The 17,525-nt window shown below is 71.0% G+C and carries 12 protein-coding genes and 1 pseudogene; 4 read left to right on the top strand and 9 right to left on the bottom strand.

Annotated features, from left to right (window positions below):
* Both macS and A5714_RS10100 read left to right on the top strand, forming a co-directional pair.
* The coding region (gene macS / locus A5714_RS10095) for a MacS family sensor histidine kinase (RefSeq protein WP_231975859.1) at positions 1 to 1,041 on the top strand (1,041 nt) is incomplete at its 5' end.
* A 23-nt stretch (positions 1,042 to 1,064) separates the two neighbouring features.
* Positions 1,065 to 1,688: pseudogene (locus tag A5714_RS10100) on the top strand (response regulator); the annotation flags it as partial.
* A gap of 110 nt (positions 1,689 to 1,798) precedes the next feature.
* Here A5714_RS10100 and A5714_RS10105 read toward each other — a convergent pair.
* The 8 genes from A5714_RS10105 to A5714_RS10140 all read right to left on the bottom strand — a co-directional run bounded on the left by A5714_RS10105 (position 1,799) and on the right by A5714_RS10140 (position 12,443).
* A complete protein-coding gene (locus A5714_RS10105) occupies positions 1,799 to 3,112 on the bottom strand; it encodes an acyltransferase (RefSeq protein WP_068284935.1) in 1,314 nt (437 codons plus the stop codon).
* Positions 3,113 to 3,233: 121 nt separating this feature from the next.
* Positions 3,234 to 3,524 (bottom strand): YiaA/YiaB family inner membrane protein, encoded by a 291-nt coding sequence (locus A5714_RS10110; RefSeq protein WP_068067770.1) that lies wholly within the window; start codon positions 3,522 to 3,524, stop codon positions 3,234 to 3,236.
* Between the two features lie 74 nt (positions 3,525 to 3,598).
* Complete coding sequence (locus A5714_RS10115; RefSeq protein ID WP_231975860.1) at positions 3,599 to 4,801, bottom strand: cation:proton antiporter; 1,203 nt, start codon at positions 4,799 to 4,801, stop codon at positions 3,599 to 3,601.
* Between the two features lie 48 nt (positions 4,802 to 4,849).
* Positions 4,850 to 5,923: a PDR/VanB family oxidoreductase gene (locus tag A5714_RS10120; RefSeq protein WP_068284940.1), complete on the bottom strand. Its 1,074-nt coding sequence runs from the start codon at positions 5,921 to 5,923 to the stop codon at positions 4,850 to 4,852.
* A complete protein-coding gene (locus A5714_RS10125) occupies positions 5,920 to 6,828 on the bottom strand; it encodes an alpha/beta fold hydrolase (RefSeq protein ID WP_068284942.1) in 909 nt (302 codons plus the stop codon). The genes A5714_RS10120 and A5714_RS10125 overlap by 4 nt, the downstream gene beginning before the upstream one ends.
* Before the next feature lie 17 nt (positions 6,829 to 6,845).
* On the bottom strand, positions 6,846 to 7,754 hold the full coding sequence (locus A5714_RS26530) for a metal-dependent hydrolase (RefSeq protein WP_068067760.1): 909 nt from the start codon (positions 7,752 to 7,754) through the stop codon (positions 6,846 to 6,848).
* A 9-nt stretch (positions 7,755 to 7,763) separates the two neighbouring features.
* On the bottom strand, positions 7,764 to 11,024 hold the full coding sequence (locus A5714_RS10135) for a thioester reductase domain-containing protein (RefSeq protein ID WP_068284944.1): 3,261 nt from the start codon (positions 11,022 to 11,024) through the stop codon (positions 7,764 to 7,766).
* Positions 11,025 to 11,444: 420 nt separating this feature from the next.
* Entirely contained in the window at positions 11,445 to 12,443 is a 999-nt protein-coding gene (locus tag A5714_RS10140) for a diacylglycerol kinase family protein (protein ID WP_068284947.1), read from the bottom strand.
* A gap of 128 nt (positions 12,444 to 12,571) precedes the next feature.
* On the opposite strand from A5714_RS10140, the gene A5714_RS10145 reads away from it, so the two are divergent.
* Together A5714_RS10145 and A5714_RS10150 are read left to right on the top strand one after the other, a co-directional pair.
* Positions 12,572 to 13,441 carry an oxidoreductase gene (locus A5714_RS10145; protein WP_068067752.1) on the top strand — a complete coding sequence of 290 codons (870 nt, stop codon included), beginning with the start codon at positions 12,572 to 12,574 and terminating at the stop codon, positions 13,439 to 13,441.
* Between the two features lie 100 nt (positions 13,442 to 13,541).
* Positions 13,542 to 14,456 carry a DMT family transporter gene (locus tag A5714_RS10150; protein ID WP_068284949.1) on the top strand — a complete coding sequence of 305 codons (915 nt, stop codon included), beginning with the start codon at positions 13,542 to 13,544 and terminating at the stop codon, positions 14,454 to 14,456.
* Here A5714_RS10150 and A5714_RS10155 read toward each other — a convergent pair.
* Positions 14,453 to 17,525: amino acid adenylation domain-containing protein (locus tag A5714_RS10155; RefSeq protein ID WP_156747258.1), on the bottom strand; the 3,073-nt coding region annotated here is incomplete at its 5' end. The genes A5714_RS10150 and A5714_RS10155 overlap by 4 nt on opposite strands.

Here is a 17,525-nt window from a genome sequence, read left to right on the forward strand (position 1 = left end):
AACCCCGACCTGCGTCGGCCCGTGCTGGGCTGGGTGCTCTTCGCGGTGCTGATCGCGTGGAGCGCGGCCTGCGCGGTCGCCTACCTGCGCGGGTTCGGCCGCACCCGCGCGTGGGTGCTGACCGAGCTGGCCATCACCGTGGCGCTGATGGGCTCGAACACGATCGTCACCCACCCGCACTGGGCGTCCGAGAACCAGACCTGGCCGACGACGCTGTGGGCGAGCAACCCCACCATCTCCGCCGCCATCCAGTTCGGCCCGGCCGGCGGCATGGCGACCGGGCTGACCGTGATGGCCACCAACTTCGCCGTCAAGAACTATTTCGCGCTCAACCTGGGGCACAACGCCACCGTCATCATCGAGATCGCGATCGGCATGGCGATCGGCATGGCCGCGCAGACCGCGCGGCGCGCCCACGCCGAGCTGCAGCGGGCGGCCCAGTTGACGGCGGCGGTGCAGGAGCGCGACCGGCTGTCCCGCGAGGTCCACGACGGGGCGATCCAGGTCCTGGCGCTGGTGGCCAAGAGGGGTCATGAGATCGGCGGGCCCACCGCCGATCTCGCCGATCTGGCCAGCGAGCAGGAACGGGCCCTGCGGCGCTGGCTCGCCTGCTCCGACCTGCAGCCCGACGCCGACGCCGAGATCGTCGACGTGCGCGCCCTGTTGCGCTGCCGCGAGTCCGATCGGGTGACCATCAGCCTGCCGGGAACGGCGGTGCCGCTGGCGCGTTCGGTGGCTGCCGAGCTCGACGCCGCCGTGGCGAACGCCTTGGACAACGCGCGCGCCCACGCCGGCCCCGGGGCGCACACCTTCGTGTTGCTGGAAGACCTCAGCGACGCCGTTGTGGTCAGCGTCCGCGACGACGGCGTCGGGATACCCGCCGGCCGGCTCGAGGAAGCGGCCGGCCAGGGGCGCCTGGGCATCTCCCAGTCGATCGTGGGGCGGCTGGCGTCGCTGGGCGGCACCGCCCGGCTCCGCAGCGATCCCGGCGAGGGCACGGAATGGGAGCTGTGCGTGCCGCGCCAGGACGGGCGGCCGTGACGGGCGCGGGTTCGACGACCGTCATGGTCGTCGACGATCACCCGATCTGGCGCGACGCCGTGGCCCGCGATCTGACCGAGGACGGCTTCGCGGTGGTCGCCACCGCCGACGGCGTGGCCGCCGCGCGCCGCCGCGCGGCCGTCGTGACCCCCGACGTCGTGGTCATGGACATGCAACTTCCCGACGGAGACGGCGCGCAGGCCACTGCGGCCGTGCTCGAGGTCTCGCCGTCGTCGCGGGTGCTGGTGTTGTCGGCCTCGGACGAGCGGGAGGACGTGCTGGAAGCCGTCAAGGCCGGCGCGACCGGTTATCTGGTGAAGAGCGCGTCCAAGGCGGAACTGTCGGAAGCGATCCGGTCGACGGCGGCCGGGCGCGCCGTGTTCACCCCCAGCCTGGCCGGGCTGGTGCTGGGCGAATACCGGCGCATCGCGGCGAGCAAGGACGAGGGCTCGAACCGGCCCAGCCTCACCGAGCGCGAGACCGAGGTGCTGCGCCATGTGGCAAAAGGGTTGTCCGCGAAGCAAATTGCCGCGCGGCTGTCGCTGAGCCACCGCACCGTGGAAAACCACGTGCAGGCGACCTTTCGCAAGTTGCAGGTGGCCAACAGGGTTGAGCTCACGCGGTACGCGATCGAGCACGGCTTGGACGGCGACGAAGACGGCGACCAGGACTGCGACCAGGACGGCGACCAGGACAACGCCGGGGGCCGCGCCGGTCGCCGTTGACCGCCGCGGCCCCGCGCACGGGTCGTGTGGCGTCAGTAGCCCGTTGCCCCAGCAACTTTCGGTTGCCCGGCCACGGCCCGCGCCGTCACCAACGCGGCCACCGTCGCGCCCATGCACACCAACCCGTCATCCTTGAGGCCCCACCGGATCGCGGCCAGGATCGCGACACCGGCCACGCACAACAACGCGCCGACCACCCGGCCCCGCGCGACCGACGTCACTGCCGGCGCGCCGTCCCAACCCGACAGCGGGGCGTTCTCCAGCGGGCGCAGCGCGACGAATGCCGCCGCGACCACCCCGACCACGATGAGCACCTGCGCGACGCTGGTCGCGAGGAAGCCCGGCTGCCCCGGATAGCGCGGGCAGCCCAGGTAGTCGAAGGCCAGGTGCACGCTCAACAACACGGGCATGTGCCACAGGTACAGCGTCATCGCCCCGGAGTTACCGACGGCGGTCCACCACCACACGCGGGGCCGCTGCGCCCACCGCGCGATCGCGGGGGCGGCCGCAATGGCCAAGGCGCTCAACACAATCGCGTGCCCGGCCAACAACAGCGAGGGCGGGCTGGTGTTGGACAGCGGGTGGTCACCGATGCCGACCATGCTGATTTGGTACGGCCCCCACCAGACCAGGGCGACGTCGACCAGGAAGAAACCGGCCGCGACGGCCAGCGCGGACCGGCCGCCGAGCAGCCGGCGCCGGTAGGCCACGCCGAACATGGCGGGGATCAGCCAGACCGCGAGGTTGAGATATCCCAGTGGCATCCAGGCGGGCCACTGCAACCGGACGGCGTCGACGACGGCGATCGCCGCGTACACCGCGGCCACCCCCGCGGCGAGCCGCCGGGCGGTGGTGATCCGGTGCAGCACCGGCATGGCCGCCAGCACCAGCACGTAGGCACCCAGGAACCACAGCAGTTGAGTGCTGACCCCGGCGATTGGCTCGTAAACATGTTGCGGCAAAAGGTGGTACAGCACGGTTAAGGCGACGGCCCAGAACGCCAGGTAGTAGAACACCGGCCGGAACAGCCGGGTGCAGCGCTTCATCAACCAATCGCCCCAGTTGCTGCCGGGCGACCAGGACGACACGCAGGCCGCCGCGCCGGCCAGGAAGAACAGCGGCATGATCTGCAGCAGCCATGTCAGCGCCTGGAAAACCACCGAGGTGGTCAGCATGTTGTCCCAGATCAGCACGTGATTGCGGATCACGCTGATCGCCATCACCGTGTGGCCGAGCACCACCCCAATCAGCGAGGTGATCCGGATGACGTCCAGCACCCGGTCCCGGTCGGCCGGTGTGCTCGCCGCCAACTCGGCGGCGCCCGGAAAGCCTGAAAGCGTTGTCATCTCGAGTGTTCTGCCCTTCTGTGTGGATTCGGACCCGGTCGCGGGCGTCGCGATCAGCGTCGCCGATCGGACCGGGCCCGGGCACCCGCGTTACTACGCGTTTGGAGGTGAGTAGTTCTACTCAGGTGGTGGTGGTCAGGGGGTCATAATCGGCCAGCAGCCTCTCGATGCGGGCCTCGTCGAGCCGCACCCGCACGGTCGCGGCTTCCTGCTGGTCGCGGATCACCTTGGCCAGAGTGAAGGCACTGGACACCAGGAACAGGAAGGTGATGCCGAGGAACATTCGCTGCCACCCGTCGAGCGGCAGGAAGTAGATGCCACCCAGCGCGGCGACGAAGCTGACGGTGAACGCGACGGCGGCCTGAGCGAAGAAGGCGGCCGTGGTCTTGGACATGCTATTCGGAACGGTCATGCCAAACAGCGTGCGGCACCGCCACACTCGGCCGGATCCGTAGGATTACTCAATCCTGCCGGCCCCCGTAGCGGCTACTCGGAGCGAGGTCCGGCAGCGCCGTCGGCGCCGCCGGCTGGGGTCGCGACGGTGCCGTCCGCGGCACCCTGGCGCCGCGCGGCGAGCGTGCCCGCGATCGCCGTGCCCGCGATGGTGAGCAAGGAACCGAACATCAACGCCGACGCCTCGCCCGGGGCCAGCAGGTGTTGCTGCATGCCGATGGTGGCCGCGGCCACCGCCACGCCCAGCTGGGTGGAGGACATCACCGCGAAGGTGAGCGGCTGGCCGAGCAGCCGTCCCACGCAGTGCGCCACCACCCCACCCAGCCCGAGCCCGACGCCGAGCAGCAGGTATTTCGGTTCGGCACCCAGGTCGCGCACCTGCAGCGAGGCGCCGAGCCAGACGAAGAACAGGGGGCTGAAAAACCCTTCGGTGATGCCGAACAACTGGCGCGCCAACCGTCGCGGCTCGCCGACCATCGCGAGCACCAGACCGAGGGCGAAGCCGGCCACCATGATCGACACGTCCGTGACGACGGCCAGCGTCGCCAACCCGAACAGCACCAACAGGTTGGACCGCAACTCCAACGCCAGTTCGTTGGCGCGCGAATAATGGTGCAGGCGCTGGCGCCAGCCCTTGCGGTCGGCCGCCCGCAGCAGCACGAACAGGACCGCGGCGCACGCGGTGATGGCCAGCCCGCCCAGCGCCGCCGTCGCGGCGTGGCGCGAGTCGATCACCAAGGGCAGCAACACGATACACGCGGCGTTCGCGATGGCGATCTGCGCGGTCACCGACAACACCTGCGGGCCGCGCAACCGCAGCGAGTCGATCATCGGCAACGCCATCGCCGCCGAGGACGACGCCATCACCACCCCGTAGAGGGCGGCGTGTCCGGTGCCGAATTCCCGGGCCAGCGCCCAGCCCAACGCCGCCGCGACGGCACCGGCCGCCGCGGCGCGCGCCAGCGCCAACGGCACCGCGGCCCGCAGGGCGGGGTCGCGCACCGGCACGTGGCTGCCCACCACGAACATCACCAGCGCGAAGCCGATGTTGGCGAGCAACTCAAATGTCGGGTTGGTGTCGTCGACGAGGCCGAACCCGGTCTTGCCGATCACCACGCCGGCGGCCAATTCGCCCACGATGACCGGTATCCGCAGGCGCGGCACCGCGGCCAGCAGCGGACCGGCGAAGCCGACGGCCGTCAGCAACGCCAGGGTGGAAACGTTGAAACCCTGCACGGCGCTCATCTTGCCGTGCCCGAGCTCAATGTCGGGGCAACACCGCGCTCACGCGTCGATGACGATGCGGCCCGAGCGCGCGCGCGACACGCACACCAGCATGGCGCCGTCCTCGGTCCCGCGCCCCCGGTGATCGACGTCCCCGGCGAGCACCTTGACCTTGCACGTGCCGCAGAACCCCTGTTGGCAGGAGTAGGCGGTCGCGGGGTCGGCATCGAGCATGACGTCGAGCGCCGAACGATTCGCCGGCACGCTCAGGACCCGTTGAGAACGCGCCAGTTCCAGCTCGAACGCGACACCGCCGAGCACCGGTGGGGGCCCGAATCGCTCGTAGTGCAGCGGCGCGTCGGCGTGTTCGTCGCGCACCGCGCGCACCGCCTCCAGCATCCCGGACGGGCCGCACACATAGACCGCCGTGCCGGGCCCGGCGCCGGCGAGCAGGTCGGTCGCGGTGGGCGGGCGACCGCGTTCGTCGTCGGCCCACACCGTGACGCGGTCGGGCGCCACCGCCAGCACCTCGTCGAGCAACGGCAGGTGATCCTTGGCGCGCCCGGCATAGATTGCGCGCCAACGCATGCCGCGTTGCTGCGCCGCGCGGATCATGGGCAGGATGGGCGTCACCCCGATGCCGCCGATGACGAACAGCGCCTCGCGGTCGTCGGTGACCAGAGAGAACGCGTTGCGGGGCCCGTCGAAATCGCAGGCGTCCCCCTCGCGCAGGGCGTCGTGCACTTCCACCGATCCCCCGTCACCGTCGGGGATGCGCCGCACGGCGATGCGGTAGTCGGTGCGCCGCCCCGGCGGGCCGCACAGCGAGTATTGCCGGCGCCGACCCGAGGGCAGCCGGAGGTCGATGTGCGCGCCGGGCGTCCAGGCCGGCAGCAACCCGCCGTCCGGGTCGGCCAGCGTCAACGCGACGACGTCGGGGGTCAGCACCTCGCGCCGGGCGATGATCGCCCGCGTGGTCCGCGGGACCGGTGTGACGCGCTCCGGCGTCCAGCGCGACGCGGAGGCCAAGCCACCGAACAGTGCGCCGACCCCCCACAGCGCCGTGTACAGCCGGTCGTGTTTGCGCCGGCCGTAGAGATCGGCCGGCCGGCTGCTCCAGATCGTCTGGCTCACGAGATGTCTCGCGCTCGCGCAGCGGCCGTCTGGTCCACCCACTCGCCGGTGAGCCGGGCGATGACGCCGGGATGCGAGGCCACCACCCAGTGACCGCCCTCGATCGGCACGACGCGCCCGTGGGGCGGGATCGACCCGGTGAACCGCTGCAGCGGCGGCGACACGAAGTAATCGCGCCGGGCCACCAGCGTCTGCACGGGGACGGCGGTTCGCGGCAACCGGTTGGCCAGGAACGGCGCCGGCATGTTGGCGCGGTACAGGTTGAGCCCGTTGAGGTAGTCACGCAGCGAGCGGGTGGTCGCCGCCCGACGCTGCCCGCTACCGCGCGGCCGGCCAAGCAGTTCCACCAGCGCGAAGACGCTCGTCGTCGCGCGCGCCCAGATGGTCAACTCCGGCACCCCCGGGCACAGGAAGAACCCGATGTAGGAGGACGCGAGCACCTGCCGGACGACGTCGATGACGCCGCGGGGCGTGCGCGCCGATCGCAGGAAGGCGCCCGCGTAGTTCAGGTGCGGCCCTGAGATGGACGTGAACGAGGCGATCTTGGGCGCCACCGAATCGTCGGTGACGGCCGCCCAGGCCTGGATCGACCCCCAGTCGTGGGCCACCAGGTGAACCCGGTCGACCCCGATGCTGTCGATCACCGTGCCGATGTCGGCCACCAACTGCGCGAACCGATAGCCGGATCGCCGCGCGGGCGTGCCGGATTCGCCGGACCCGCGCACGTCGAAGGCCACCACGTTGTAGCGGCCCCCGAGTTCGTCGGCCACGCCGTCCCAGACGTGGTGGTTGTCCGGATATCCGTGGATCGCGACGACGGTGGGCCGCGAGCGGTCGATCGGGGCGTAGGCGTGGACCGCCAGGGCGATGCCGTCGGTGGCGGTGACGACGCGGGACTGGGTCACGGCAGCGGTCCTTCGCTTCAGTGGGCCGCGCGGGCCGCCGGCGAGCGGGCGAGGTAGTCGACCGCGCGCTCGACACCGCCCAGCTGGGAGGGGTGGAAGTTCGGGGAGTAGTACGCGCCGATGACCCGTAGGAACTCGAACGGCCCGGGCACCAACCCTTTTCGCGCCGCACGAAAGTAGTCGCGCCAGCGCGGCTTCGCGCCGGGCGGCAGGTGGGGGTCCACCGAATACATGAATCGCACGCCGCGGACGAACAACCACAGCAGGGACGGCGTGATCAGCAGCTGGGTGCGCACCTGCCGGGCGTAGCCGGCGCGCAGGTGTTTCATGGTGTCGAACGCGACCGCTTTGTGCTCGACTTCCTCGGCGCCGTGCCAGCGCAGCAGGTCCAGCATCACCGGGTCGGTGCCCATGGCGTCGTGCTGCGGGGTGTCGAGGATCCATTCGCCGAGGATGGCGGTGTAGTGCTCGAGCGCGGCCACCATCGAGACCCGTTCGAGCAGCCAACTCTGCCGCCGCCGGCGGCTCCAGCCGGGCCGGTCCCCGATGAGCCGGCCAAACAGCCACCGCATCTGATCGGTGAACGGCGTCACGTCGATGTCGTTGGCGGCGAAGTGGTCCAGCACGCCCGAGTGCGCCTGGGAGTGCATGGCCTCCTGGCTGATGAAGCCCTGCACGTCGCGGCGCAGCTGATCGTCCTTGATCAGGGGCAGGGTGTCCTTGAACGCCGCGACGATGAACTCCTCACCCGCCGGCAACAACAAATGCAGCACGTTGCAGAAGTGCGTGGTGAAGGGTTCGTCCGGGACGTAGTAGAACGGCAGTGCGGCCCAGTCGAACTCGACGTCGCGCGCCTGCAGGACGATTCGCTCGGAGTCCAGCGACGCGTCGCGCGGCCCGGCGGCCCGGTGGTCAATCTCCGTCATCGTCGCCCCCTAGGCGATCTGCCGCGTCGCGGCGTGATCGTCGGTGAGCAATCCCGCGCCGCGCAGAAAATGGACCAGATGGTCGACCGTTTCGGCCAGCGGCGGCTCGTGCGTTCGGGTGGCCACGAGATCACGCGCGCGCCGGTACTGGGTGTTGTCGTAGCGCTTGTCGCGCATCGCCGCGATCTTGCCCGCCGAGCGGGTCAGGAAATCGACCAGCGGGTAAAGCTGGTCGCGCGCCGTGCAGCGGGTGTTCAGCTGCCCGGTGAACGACGGAATGTCGTGGTAGGCAAAGCGGTAACCGTGGCGCTCCGACAGGATGCGGGTGATGTCGGTGAGGTTGTAGTAGTCGTCGGCGGTCATGTTGAAGACCTGCGCCTCCTCGCCCGCCGGCAGCTCCATCAACGCGACCACGTGGTCGGCGATCAGGTCCGCCGGCAGCAGGCTCACCTGATTCAGCGCCTCGACCGCCACGCCGTGCTCGATCATGAACGCGGTGAGCCGCACCAGGATGTCGTCCTGGCTGCCGAAGCCGGCGCCGGTCGGTGAGATGAGCGACGGCCGGTAGATGCGGACGTCGAGGCCTTGCCGTTGCGCCCGCAGCGCCAGCTGCTCGGCCACCCACTTGGTCTGCGAGTACCCGAAGTCCAGGCCGGCCATCGCGTCGTTGGCATCCCACTCCCCGACCACCGGTTCGGTGCTCCAGCCGTAGATGAAGGTGCTGGAGACCAGGTGGAAAGCCTTGCGGTGGCCCGTCATTGCCAACCGCAGCAATTCGCGGGTGCCCTCCACGTTGGCGGGCCGCAGGGCGTCATAGGTGCGGACGTAATTCACCAGGGCACCGTTGTGCACGACGGCGTCGACCTCGTGCGCCAGTTGCGCGAAGGCCGCCTCCCCGATGCCCAGCGCCGGCTCGGCGAGGTCGCCGCACACCACCCGCACCCGGGAGCGGACCTTGGCCTCCAGGGCGGGAGTCCACAGCTGAGCCCGGCGCAACGAGGCCACGATGCGGTCCACCCCGTGCGCCGCGTCGTTGGCACGCACCAGGGCGTGCAGCGTGTGGGAAGTCCGCGACAGCAGGCTGGCGACCAGGAACGGGCCGAGGAACCCGGTGGCACCCGTGAGCAGGATGTCGGTGACCGCGCCCGACCGCGCCGGAGCGAGCTCCGGCAACGGCAGCGCCGCGTCCGCGCGCATCTGGGCGGCCTCGCGCGCCTCGTATTCGGCGGAGAGGTCGTCCAGCGCCCGGCGCAGGGTGTCGATCGGCCGCCCGGCGCCGTCGGCGAATCGCGCCGTCAGGTCGAAGAATTCGGCCACGGTCAGGCGCTGCAGCAACCGGGTGTTGACCTCGTCGGCCAACTCCCCGGCGCCGTGGTCCTCCAACAGCGCCTGCAGGTCCGTGCGCAGCTCGGCCAGGGCCAGCGAGTCGATGCCGAGGTCCGCGAACGAGCACTCCTCCTGGCCGGTCAGGTCGTAGCTGTCGATCAGGCGGCGAAACCGGTCCCGCGGCGCGGCGTCGGCGTCCGCCGGCACGGGGCCGGGCTGAGCGTAGCTGGCCAGCACCGGTAGCTCGCCGCCCTCGAACAGCTGGCGGGTCTGCGCGCGCCGCACCTTGCCCGAGCTGGTCTTGGGGATGGTGCGGGGCGGGACGAACACGATGGTGTGCGGATCGATGTGGCACTGTCGGCGAATGGCGCGCGCCAGCGCCCGGCCGTCCGGCCGGGCGGCCTCGTCGCGCAGCTCGGCCACCACCACCAAGGTCTCGCGCTCTTCGCGTTCCACGGCGAAGGCGGCGACGCACCCGTCGCGGACCTGCGTCACCGAGCGCTCCACGACCGCCTCGACGTCGGAGGGGTAGCAGTTGACGCCGCGCACGATGATCAGGTCTTTGCTGCGGCCGCAGACGAAAAGCTCACCCTCGTAAACGAATCCGAGATCGCCGGTCCGCAGGTAGGTGTGCTCGTCGTCGCCGACGATGCGGGCCGCAAAGGACTCGGCGGTCAGTTCGGGGCGGTTCCAGTAGCCGGCACCCTTGGACGGCCCGTCCAGCCAGACCTCCCCCACCCGACCCTCGGGCAAAGCGCGCCTGGTCTGCGGGTCGACGATGCGAACCACATTGTCGGGCAACGGCTTTCCGCAGCTGACCAGCGCGACTTGGTTGTTGTTCTGCGGCGACGCCTGGCCCGTGCCGGCGGTCCGCTCCACCCGCGCGTGGTTGTTCTCCAACGCGCGCTTGTTGGCGGTCACGATCTGCCGGCCCCGCAACGACACGATGAGCGTGGCCTCGGCCATGCCGTACGCACCGGTCAGCGCCTCGGGCCGCAGCCCGTACGGCGCGAACCGCTCCCGGAAGCGGGCGAAGGTGCGGGCCCGCAGCGGCTCGGCGCCCACGACGATGCTGTCCAGGCTGCTCAGGTCGATGCCGGCCAACTCCGCGTCGGGCAACTTGTCCTGGCGCAGGCAGTACTCGAGGGCGAAGTTCGGGGCCGGGGTGTGGGTGGCGCCGACCTCGCTGATCAGCCGGAGCCAGGACGACGGCCGTTTGAGGAAGTCCAGCGGCGACATGGCGTGCGTGGTGCCGCCCTTGAGGACGATGAACAGGTAGGCGGAGATCAACCCCATGTCGTGGTGCTGCGGCAGCCAGCTGACCAGCACCTCACCCCCGCTGAACGCCGACCCGTTGGCGATGACGTTGGCGTGCGTCACGATCACGCCCTTCGGGTCGCTCGTCGATCCGGAGGTGTACTGCAGGAACAGGACCGGCCCGGGGGTGTCCGCGACCGGGGCGCCACCGAAGTCCTGCGCGCCGTCGGTCGCAAACCAGGGCAGCTGCGGCAGGTCGACGTCCGGAACGCCGGGCGCCGTGGCCGACCGGTGGCCGAGCAGCAGGCGGAAGTCGTACTCGAACTGCTTGGTCGACAAAACCGCCCTGGCTCCGCTGTCGCGCGCGATGAAGGCGAGCTTGGCCAGCCCGGACTCGAACGACATCGGCAGCGGGGGGCTGACCGGGACCGCGATCACCCCGATGCGGGCGCAGGCGAACAGCGCGGCGACCATTTCCAATCCCGGGGGGTAGACCAGGAGCGCCCGATCGCCCGGCTCCAAGCCCGCCTCCCGGGAGAGGTATGCGGCCAGTTCGCGGGTCCGCTCGGCGAACCCCTGGTAGGTGTAGTGCTCGAGTTCGCGGCGCTCGTCGTCGACAAACCGGAACAGCGTCTGCTCCGGCCTCCGCGTCTCCCACATCTGCAGGTAATCGACAAGCGTCTCCATCGCGGAGCACCCCCCCCTTCCAGGTCCGCCGGTCGCGACCACCGCGTGGGCGAGTCGGCCGGTCTTCGATTGAAAACCAATGTAGCGCCGCCTGCGCGGGCCGGGCAAAAGCTCGGGCGGCGTTTATCCGGTTCGCACATGCAATCCACAGGGCGGGCTTAACGAGGCGCACGGCGCGTCGCGTACTGACGTACGTGAACGCGGACCTCAGTACAGCTGCGGCGCGCTTGAGCAGGCGTTATACGGACGATGCGGTTCCGTAAGTACTGAACCGCGCATTTGCGAATTTGCACGAAACAATGGAGCGGCCTGACATTTAACCCAGAAGATAATTGATCACACAATCGTCGCCGGGGGCGTTAACGGGCGAAATTCGGCGGCGGCCCGGCATTTCACCGGCGCCCTGCGCAGACGTTGACGTCAGGGCCGCGCCGCGCGGGCGACGCGGATGCGGGGCCCCGCGTGGGCCGCCAGCGTGACGATGCCCGGAAAACGTTCGCCGTCGATGATCGGCGAGAGCGGCTCCCCCTCGGCCTCGATGGTCATCTCGTGGCCGTTGACGTCGCGGATCTTTTCGCCGCGGACCGTGCCGTTGGTAAGCGCCGCGAGGAGTTGGACGACGATCTTCGACGGCCGCAACTCGCCCGCCTGGAATTGCAGCGCGCCCGGCTCGGCCGCCTTCGGGAAGAGCCGCAGCGGGCCGGCGATGCGCAGGTCGATCGCGCCGGCGTGCAGGAGCCGGTGCGTGCGGGTCGGAACCTCCTCGCCGTCGATCACCACCCGGGCGCGCGTCGGCGCCAGCAGGACGCTGGCGTAGTTCGGGGTCGACGACCGGCCCGGCGTCACCTTCGAGGTGAGGTAGTCGCCGAGCGTGCGGCCCAGCACCCGGGCCACCGCGAGGCGGCCGTGATCGGGTGCGTCGTAATACCGTTCGTAGAACCGGTTGCCCACGCCGCCCGCGGCCAGGCCGAAGCACAGCCGGTGGAACGGGGCGCCGTCGGCGGTGCGGCCGTCCAGGGCCAACGTGTCGAGCAGCACCTCGGGCGGCGGCGCCTCGCGGCGGGCGGCGACCGCCAGCCCGCGGATGATCGCGTCGGGTCGCCCGCGCACGCCGGCCTTGCGCGCGACGGCGTTGACGCTGCCGCCGTTGCTCGGCACGAACGCCGGCCAGCGCAGCGAATCGGCCTCGCAGCGCTCCACCTCGTTGATCAACCAGTGCAGGGCCCCGTCACCGCCGTCGGCCACCAGGTGCGTGACGCGCGGGTAGAGGTCCGCGATGGTCGCGCGCAATTCCGTGATGGAGGCCGTCTCGTGCACCTCGCCCACCGAGCCGACAGCGCGCCGCAGTTCGGCGATCCGGTCACCCCGGCTGGCGCGGTTGCGGCGCGCTTGCGGGTTGACGATGACCCCTAGATACATCCGGCGACTCCCGACGCGTGAGCGCAGCTGTCGCAGGTCATCCCGAGCACGATACCCGCGGCGGCCCACGCGTCGGGCGCCGCTGTGAGGTGCCCGGTCCCGGGGATGGCACCGTTACTGTGGCTGGCATGGCTGACTGGACCACGGCGGACCTGCCCTCGTTCGACGGGCGCACCGTCGTCGTCACCGGCGGCAACGCCGGCCTCGGCGAGGCGACCGCGCGGGCGTTGGCGCGCGTCGGCGCGCGCGTGATCCTGGCGGTCCGCGACACGGGCAAGGGCCGCGCGGCGGCGGCGCGGATGACCGGGCGAGTCGAGGTGCGCGAGCTCGACCTGCAGGATCTGGCCTCGGTGGGGCGGTTCGCCGACGGTGTCGACGCGGTCGACGTCCTGGTGAACAACGCGGGCATCATGGCCACCAAGCACGGCTCGACCGTGGACGGCTTCGAGGGGCAGATCGGCACCAACCACCTGGGCCATTTCGCGCTCACCAACCTGTTGCTGCCCAAGATCGGTGACCGGGTGGTGACGGTCTCCTCGCTGCTGCACAACATCGGCTACATCAGCCTCACCGACCTCAACTGGGAGTCCCGGCCGTATTCGGCGTGGCTGGCCTACGGGCAGTCCAAGCTGGCCAACCTGCTGTTCACCCGCGAATTGCAGCGGCGGCTGCGGGCCGCCTCGTCGCCGGTCCGCGCGTTGGCCGCCCATCCGGGCTGGTCGCACACCAACCTGCAGGGCAACTCGGGCCGCCGGCTCGGGGACGCCGTGGTGCTGGCCGTGGACCGCATCGTGTCCACCGACGCCGACTTCGGCGCCCGCCAGACGCTGTACGCGGTGGCCCGGGATTTGCCGGGTGACACCTTTGTGGGCCCGCGGTTCGGGCTGTACGGGCGAACGCAGCCGACCTGGCGGAACTGGCTGGCCAAACGGGACGCCACGGCCGTCGCGCTGTGGGACCTCTCCGAACGTCTCACCGGCACCAAGTTCCCGCTCTGACGTCGCGGCGGCGCCGGCGCCCGGCCGCCGCGTTCGGTGGGCCCGCGGCGGGCGTGACGGTTAAATTGGAGCGCAAGCTCAACCGCACGAGGAGTTAGCCATGTCGCACACGCATCTGGCCGCCCTCCTGGCCCTGTGTGCCGCGCTGGCGTCCGCGATCGGCAACGTGGTGCGGCAACGGTCGGCGCAGGAGGTCACCGACAAGCCGGTGGGCCACCTGGCGTTGTTCGGCATGTTGCTGCGCGATCGGCGCTGGTGGCTGGGCGGCCTCGGTGACATCGGCAGCTACGTGCTGCTCGCGGCCGCCCTGGACAAGGGCTCCGTCCTGCTCGTCATGTCGCTGCAGGTGACGGCGCTGCTGTTCGCGCTTCCGGTGTACGCGCGGATGAGCCGGCATGCCATCACGCGCCGCGAGTGGCTGTGGGCGCTGCTGCTGGCGGCGGCGCTGGCCGTGCTCATCGCGGTCGGGGACCCGACCGGCGGCCAGCAGCGCGCGCCGCTGCACACCTGGGTCGTGGTGGCGGTCGCGCTCGGTCCGGTGCTGGCGCTGGGCCTGGCGGGCGCCCGCGTGTGGGCGGACCGACCGGTCGCGGCGTTGCTGTTGGCGGCGGTGGCCGGCTCGTTGCTGGCCGTGTTCGCGGTCTTGATGAAGGGCGTCGTCGACATCGTCGAGCACGACCCCGCCCAGTTGTGGCGCACGCCCGAGTTCTACGCCTGGGTGTTCACCGGCGCCGCCGGGATGATCATCCACCAGTCGGCGTACCGCGCCGGCGCGTTGACGGCGTCCCTGCCGACGATCATCGTGGCGAAGCCCGTCGTGGGCGGGGTGCTCGGCATCACCGTTCTGGGCGAGACGCTCGAGGCCGGCGGCCCGGAGTGGGTGGTGCTCACGGTGGCCGCGGTGACGGTGATCGTCGCGACCGTGGGCCTGGCGCACGGCGAGGCCGCCAGTGTGGGCGCCGGTGCCGGCCGCGACGTGCTCACCGACCGGCCCACGGCGGAATTCCAGACCTAACCGCCCTCGACCAGGCCCAGCAGCTGCAGGCCGACCGCGTACTGAACGACGACCGCCGGTGACACGTGCGGAATGTCGTTGTCGGGGCCCACTTTCGCGTCCTGCACCGCGGCGCGGAACCGATCGGTGGACGCGAAGCGGGCGGGCGGCGCGGCCGGTTGCAGCGCCGCGGAGTTCGCCGCGGACAGCACCGCGAGGATGGAGTGCTCGCGGGTGCGGTCGGGCAGCGCCCGCAGCCTCGCCTCGAATTGGCGCAGCCATGCACCGAAGTCGTCGACGCGCTCGATCGGATAACCGGCCTCGATCAGCCAGTCAACGTATTCGTCGAGCCCGATGCCGTCGTCGTGCGAGTTCATCACGTGGTAGGTCTCGAACCCGTCGACGACCTGAGCGCCCAGCGTCGCGATCGCCTCGGCGACGAATTCCACGGGCAGGCCGTCGTAGTGGGCGCGCTGCCGATTCCCTTGCGCGTCAAGGCGATAGAACGACGTGGGGGCGATGCCGGTGGCCAGGACGCTGAGCACCATCCGGGTGACCAGATCCGACAGGTTGAGCTGGCCCGCGTAGGTGGTGTCGGCCAGGATCATTCCGCTGCGGAACACCGCGACCGGCAGTCCGCAGCGCTCGTGGGCCTCCCGCAGCAGCACCTCCGCGGCCCACTTGCTGTTGCCGTAGCCGTTGACGCGGCTGCCGTCGTTCTTGCGGGTGGGGCTGACGACCCGGATGTCGGCGTCTTCGCGGAACGCCGACGGCTCGATCGGGTCGCCGACGTTGGCCGTCGACACGTAGCTGATGGGCTTTCGCCTGCCGGTCAGCGCCAGCCGGATCAGCTCGGCGGTGCCGACCACGTTCGGGACGAACAGTTCGCTGTAGGGCAGCGCGCCGTTGACCACCGCCGCCGCGTCGACGATCAGGTCCACCGTGTCGGCCAGCCGTTGCCAATCCCGTTGACTGAGGCCGAGATTGGGTTCGCCTTTGTCGCCGACGACGACCTCGAGCCGGTCGGCGGCCAACTCGTGGAAGTACTTGGTCAGCCGGGGGTCACCGCTGTCGAAGGTCTGTTCCAGGCGGCGGCGCGCGTCCTCGTCCGACGCCGCCCGCACCAGGCAGATCAACGTCCCGTCGGCCAGTTCGAGGCGTTCGAGCCACTGCAGCGTCAGGTAGCGCCCCAGAAATCCGGTCGCCCCGGTCAGCAACACCGTCCGCACCTCGGCGCCGGGGCCGGGCAGTGCCGACGCGCCGGCCAGCGTGTCGGCGTCGAGGAACTTCTCGAGCGTCAGGTCGCGCGCGTGCACCTCGGTGGGGGCGCTGCCGTGCACCTGCACGAAGCGCGGGTCGTCGGCGTAATCGTGCACGCGCTCCCTCAGACCGGCGACCGTCGGCGCGCTGAACAGGGTGCGCACCGTCAGGTGGGCGCCCAGGGTTTTGTTGAGGGTGGCGATCAGGCGCATCGCGGACAACGAGTCGCCGCCGAGGTCGAAGAAGGAGTCGTCGAGTCCCACTCGATCCAGGCCCAGCACCTCGGCGTAGGCCTCGGCGAGGAGGCGTTCCAGGTCGGTGCCCGGGGCGCGGTAGTCGGCGTCGCGGTAGGCCGGCACCGGCAGCGCGCGGGTGTCCAGCTTGCCGTTGACCGTCAACGGCAGCGCGTCGATCACGACGAGGGCTGCCGGAATCATGAAGGGCGGCAACGTCTCTCGCAGCCCCGCCCGTGCGGCCTGCACGTCGAGCGCGCCCGGCGCGGACTCGGTGACGTAACCGACCAGGCGCTTGTCGCCGGGGCGGTCCTCGCGCACGACGACCACGGCCTGGTCGACCGAGTCCACGGCGGCCAGCGCAGCCTGAATCTCCCCGAGTTCGATGCGGTAGCCGCGGATCTTGACCTGTTCGTCGGCGCGGCCCAAATAGTCCAGCTGCCCGTCGGCGCGCCATCGCACCAGATCTCCGGTGCGATACATCCGCCGGCCGGGCTCGCCGAACGGGCATGCCACGAAGCGCGACGCGGTCAACCCCGGGCGGCGCAGGTAGCCGGCGCCCAGTCCGCGCCCGGCCACGTACAGTTCGCCGACGGTGCCCACGGGCACCGCCCGCAGCCACCGGTCCAGGACGAAGAACGCCGCCCCGGGCACCGGCGCACCGATCGGCGGTGTTCCCGTCCCGGCGCGCAGCGGCGGGCTGACCGCCACGCACATCGTGGTCTCGGTCGGCCCGTAGGCGTTGGTCATCACCCGCCCCGGCGCCCACCGGTCGACCAGTTCCGCCGAGCACGCCTCGGCGGCCACCACCAACGCCACCGACTCCAGCGCCCGCGGGGACAGCGCCGAGACCGCCGACGGGGTCTGGTGCAACACGGTGACCCGTTCGTCGATCAGCAACGCCTGCAGGTCATCGGGCAGCGCGGCGACCGCTTCGGGCACGATCACCAGGCGCGAGCCGTGCAGCAGCGCCCCCCAGATTTCCTCGACGGACGCGTCGAACGCGTACGAATACCATTGCGACCAAGCCTCGTTCGGCCCGGACGGCAACCCCACGTGCAGCGTGGCGAGGAGCTGGGTGACGTTCGCGTGCGTGGTGGCCACGCCCTTGGGCACGCCGGTGGTGCCCGAGGTGTAGATGATGTGCGCGATGTCGTGGGCGGCGGGCAGCGGTAACGCCGTGTCGGGCATGGCCTGGACGGCGGGCGCGTCGGGCTCGACGACCGGCACCCCGCGCCCGGCGAACCGGGACGCCAGCTCGGCGGTGGTCACCGCGGCGACCGGACCGGCGTCGCCGACCACGAAGTCGACGCGGGAGTCCGGCACGGCCGGGTCGATCGGCAGGTAGGCCGCCCCGGACTTCAGGACGGCCAGGATCGCGACGATCGCCTCGGCCGAGCGCGGGAACGCCACCGCCACACACTCGCCCCGCGCCGCCCCCAGACCGGCCAGATGCCGCGCCAGCCGGTTGGCGGCCGCGTCCAACTCCCGATACGTCATGGTCGCGCCGCCGAAGCTGACCGCCACCGCGTCCGGGGTGCGCGCCACCTGGGCGGCGAACAGCTCGGGCACCGAGGCCTCGGCCGACGACCGACCG

It is taken from the genome of Mycobacterium sp. E2462, assembly GCF_001672685.1.
GTDB lineage: Bacteria > Actinomycetota > Actinomycetes > Mycobacteriales > Mycobacteriaceae > Mycobacterium.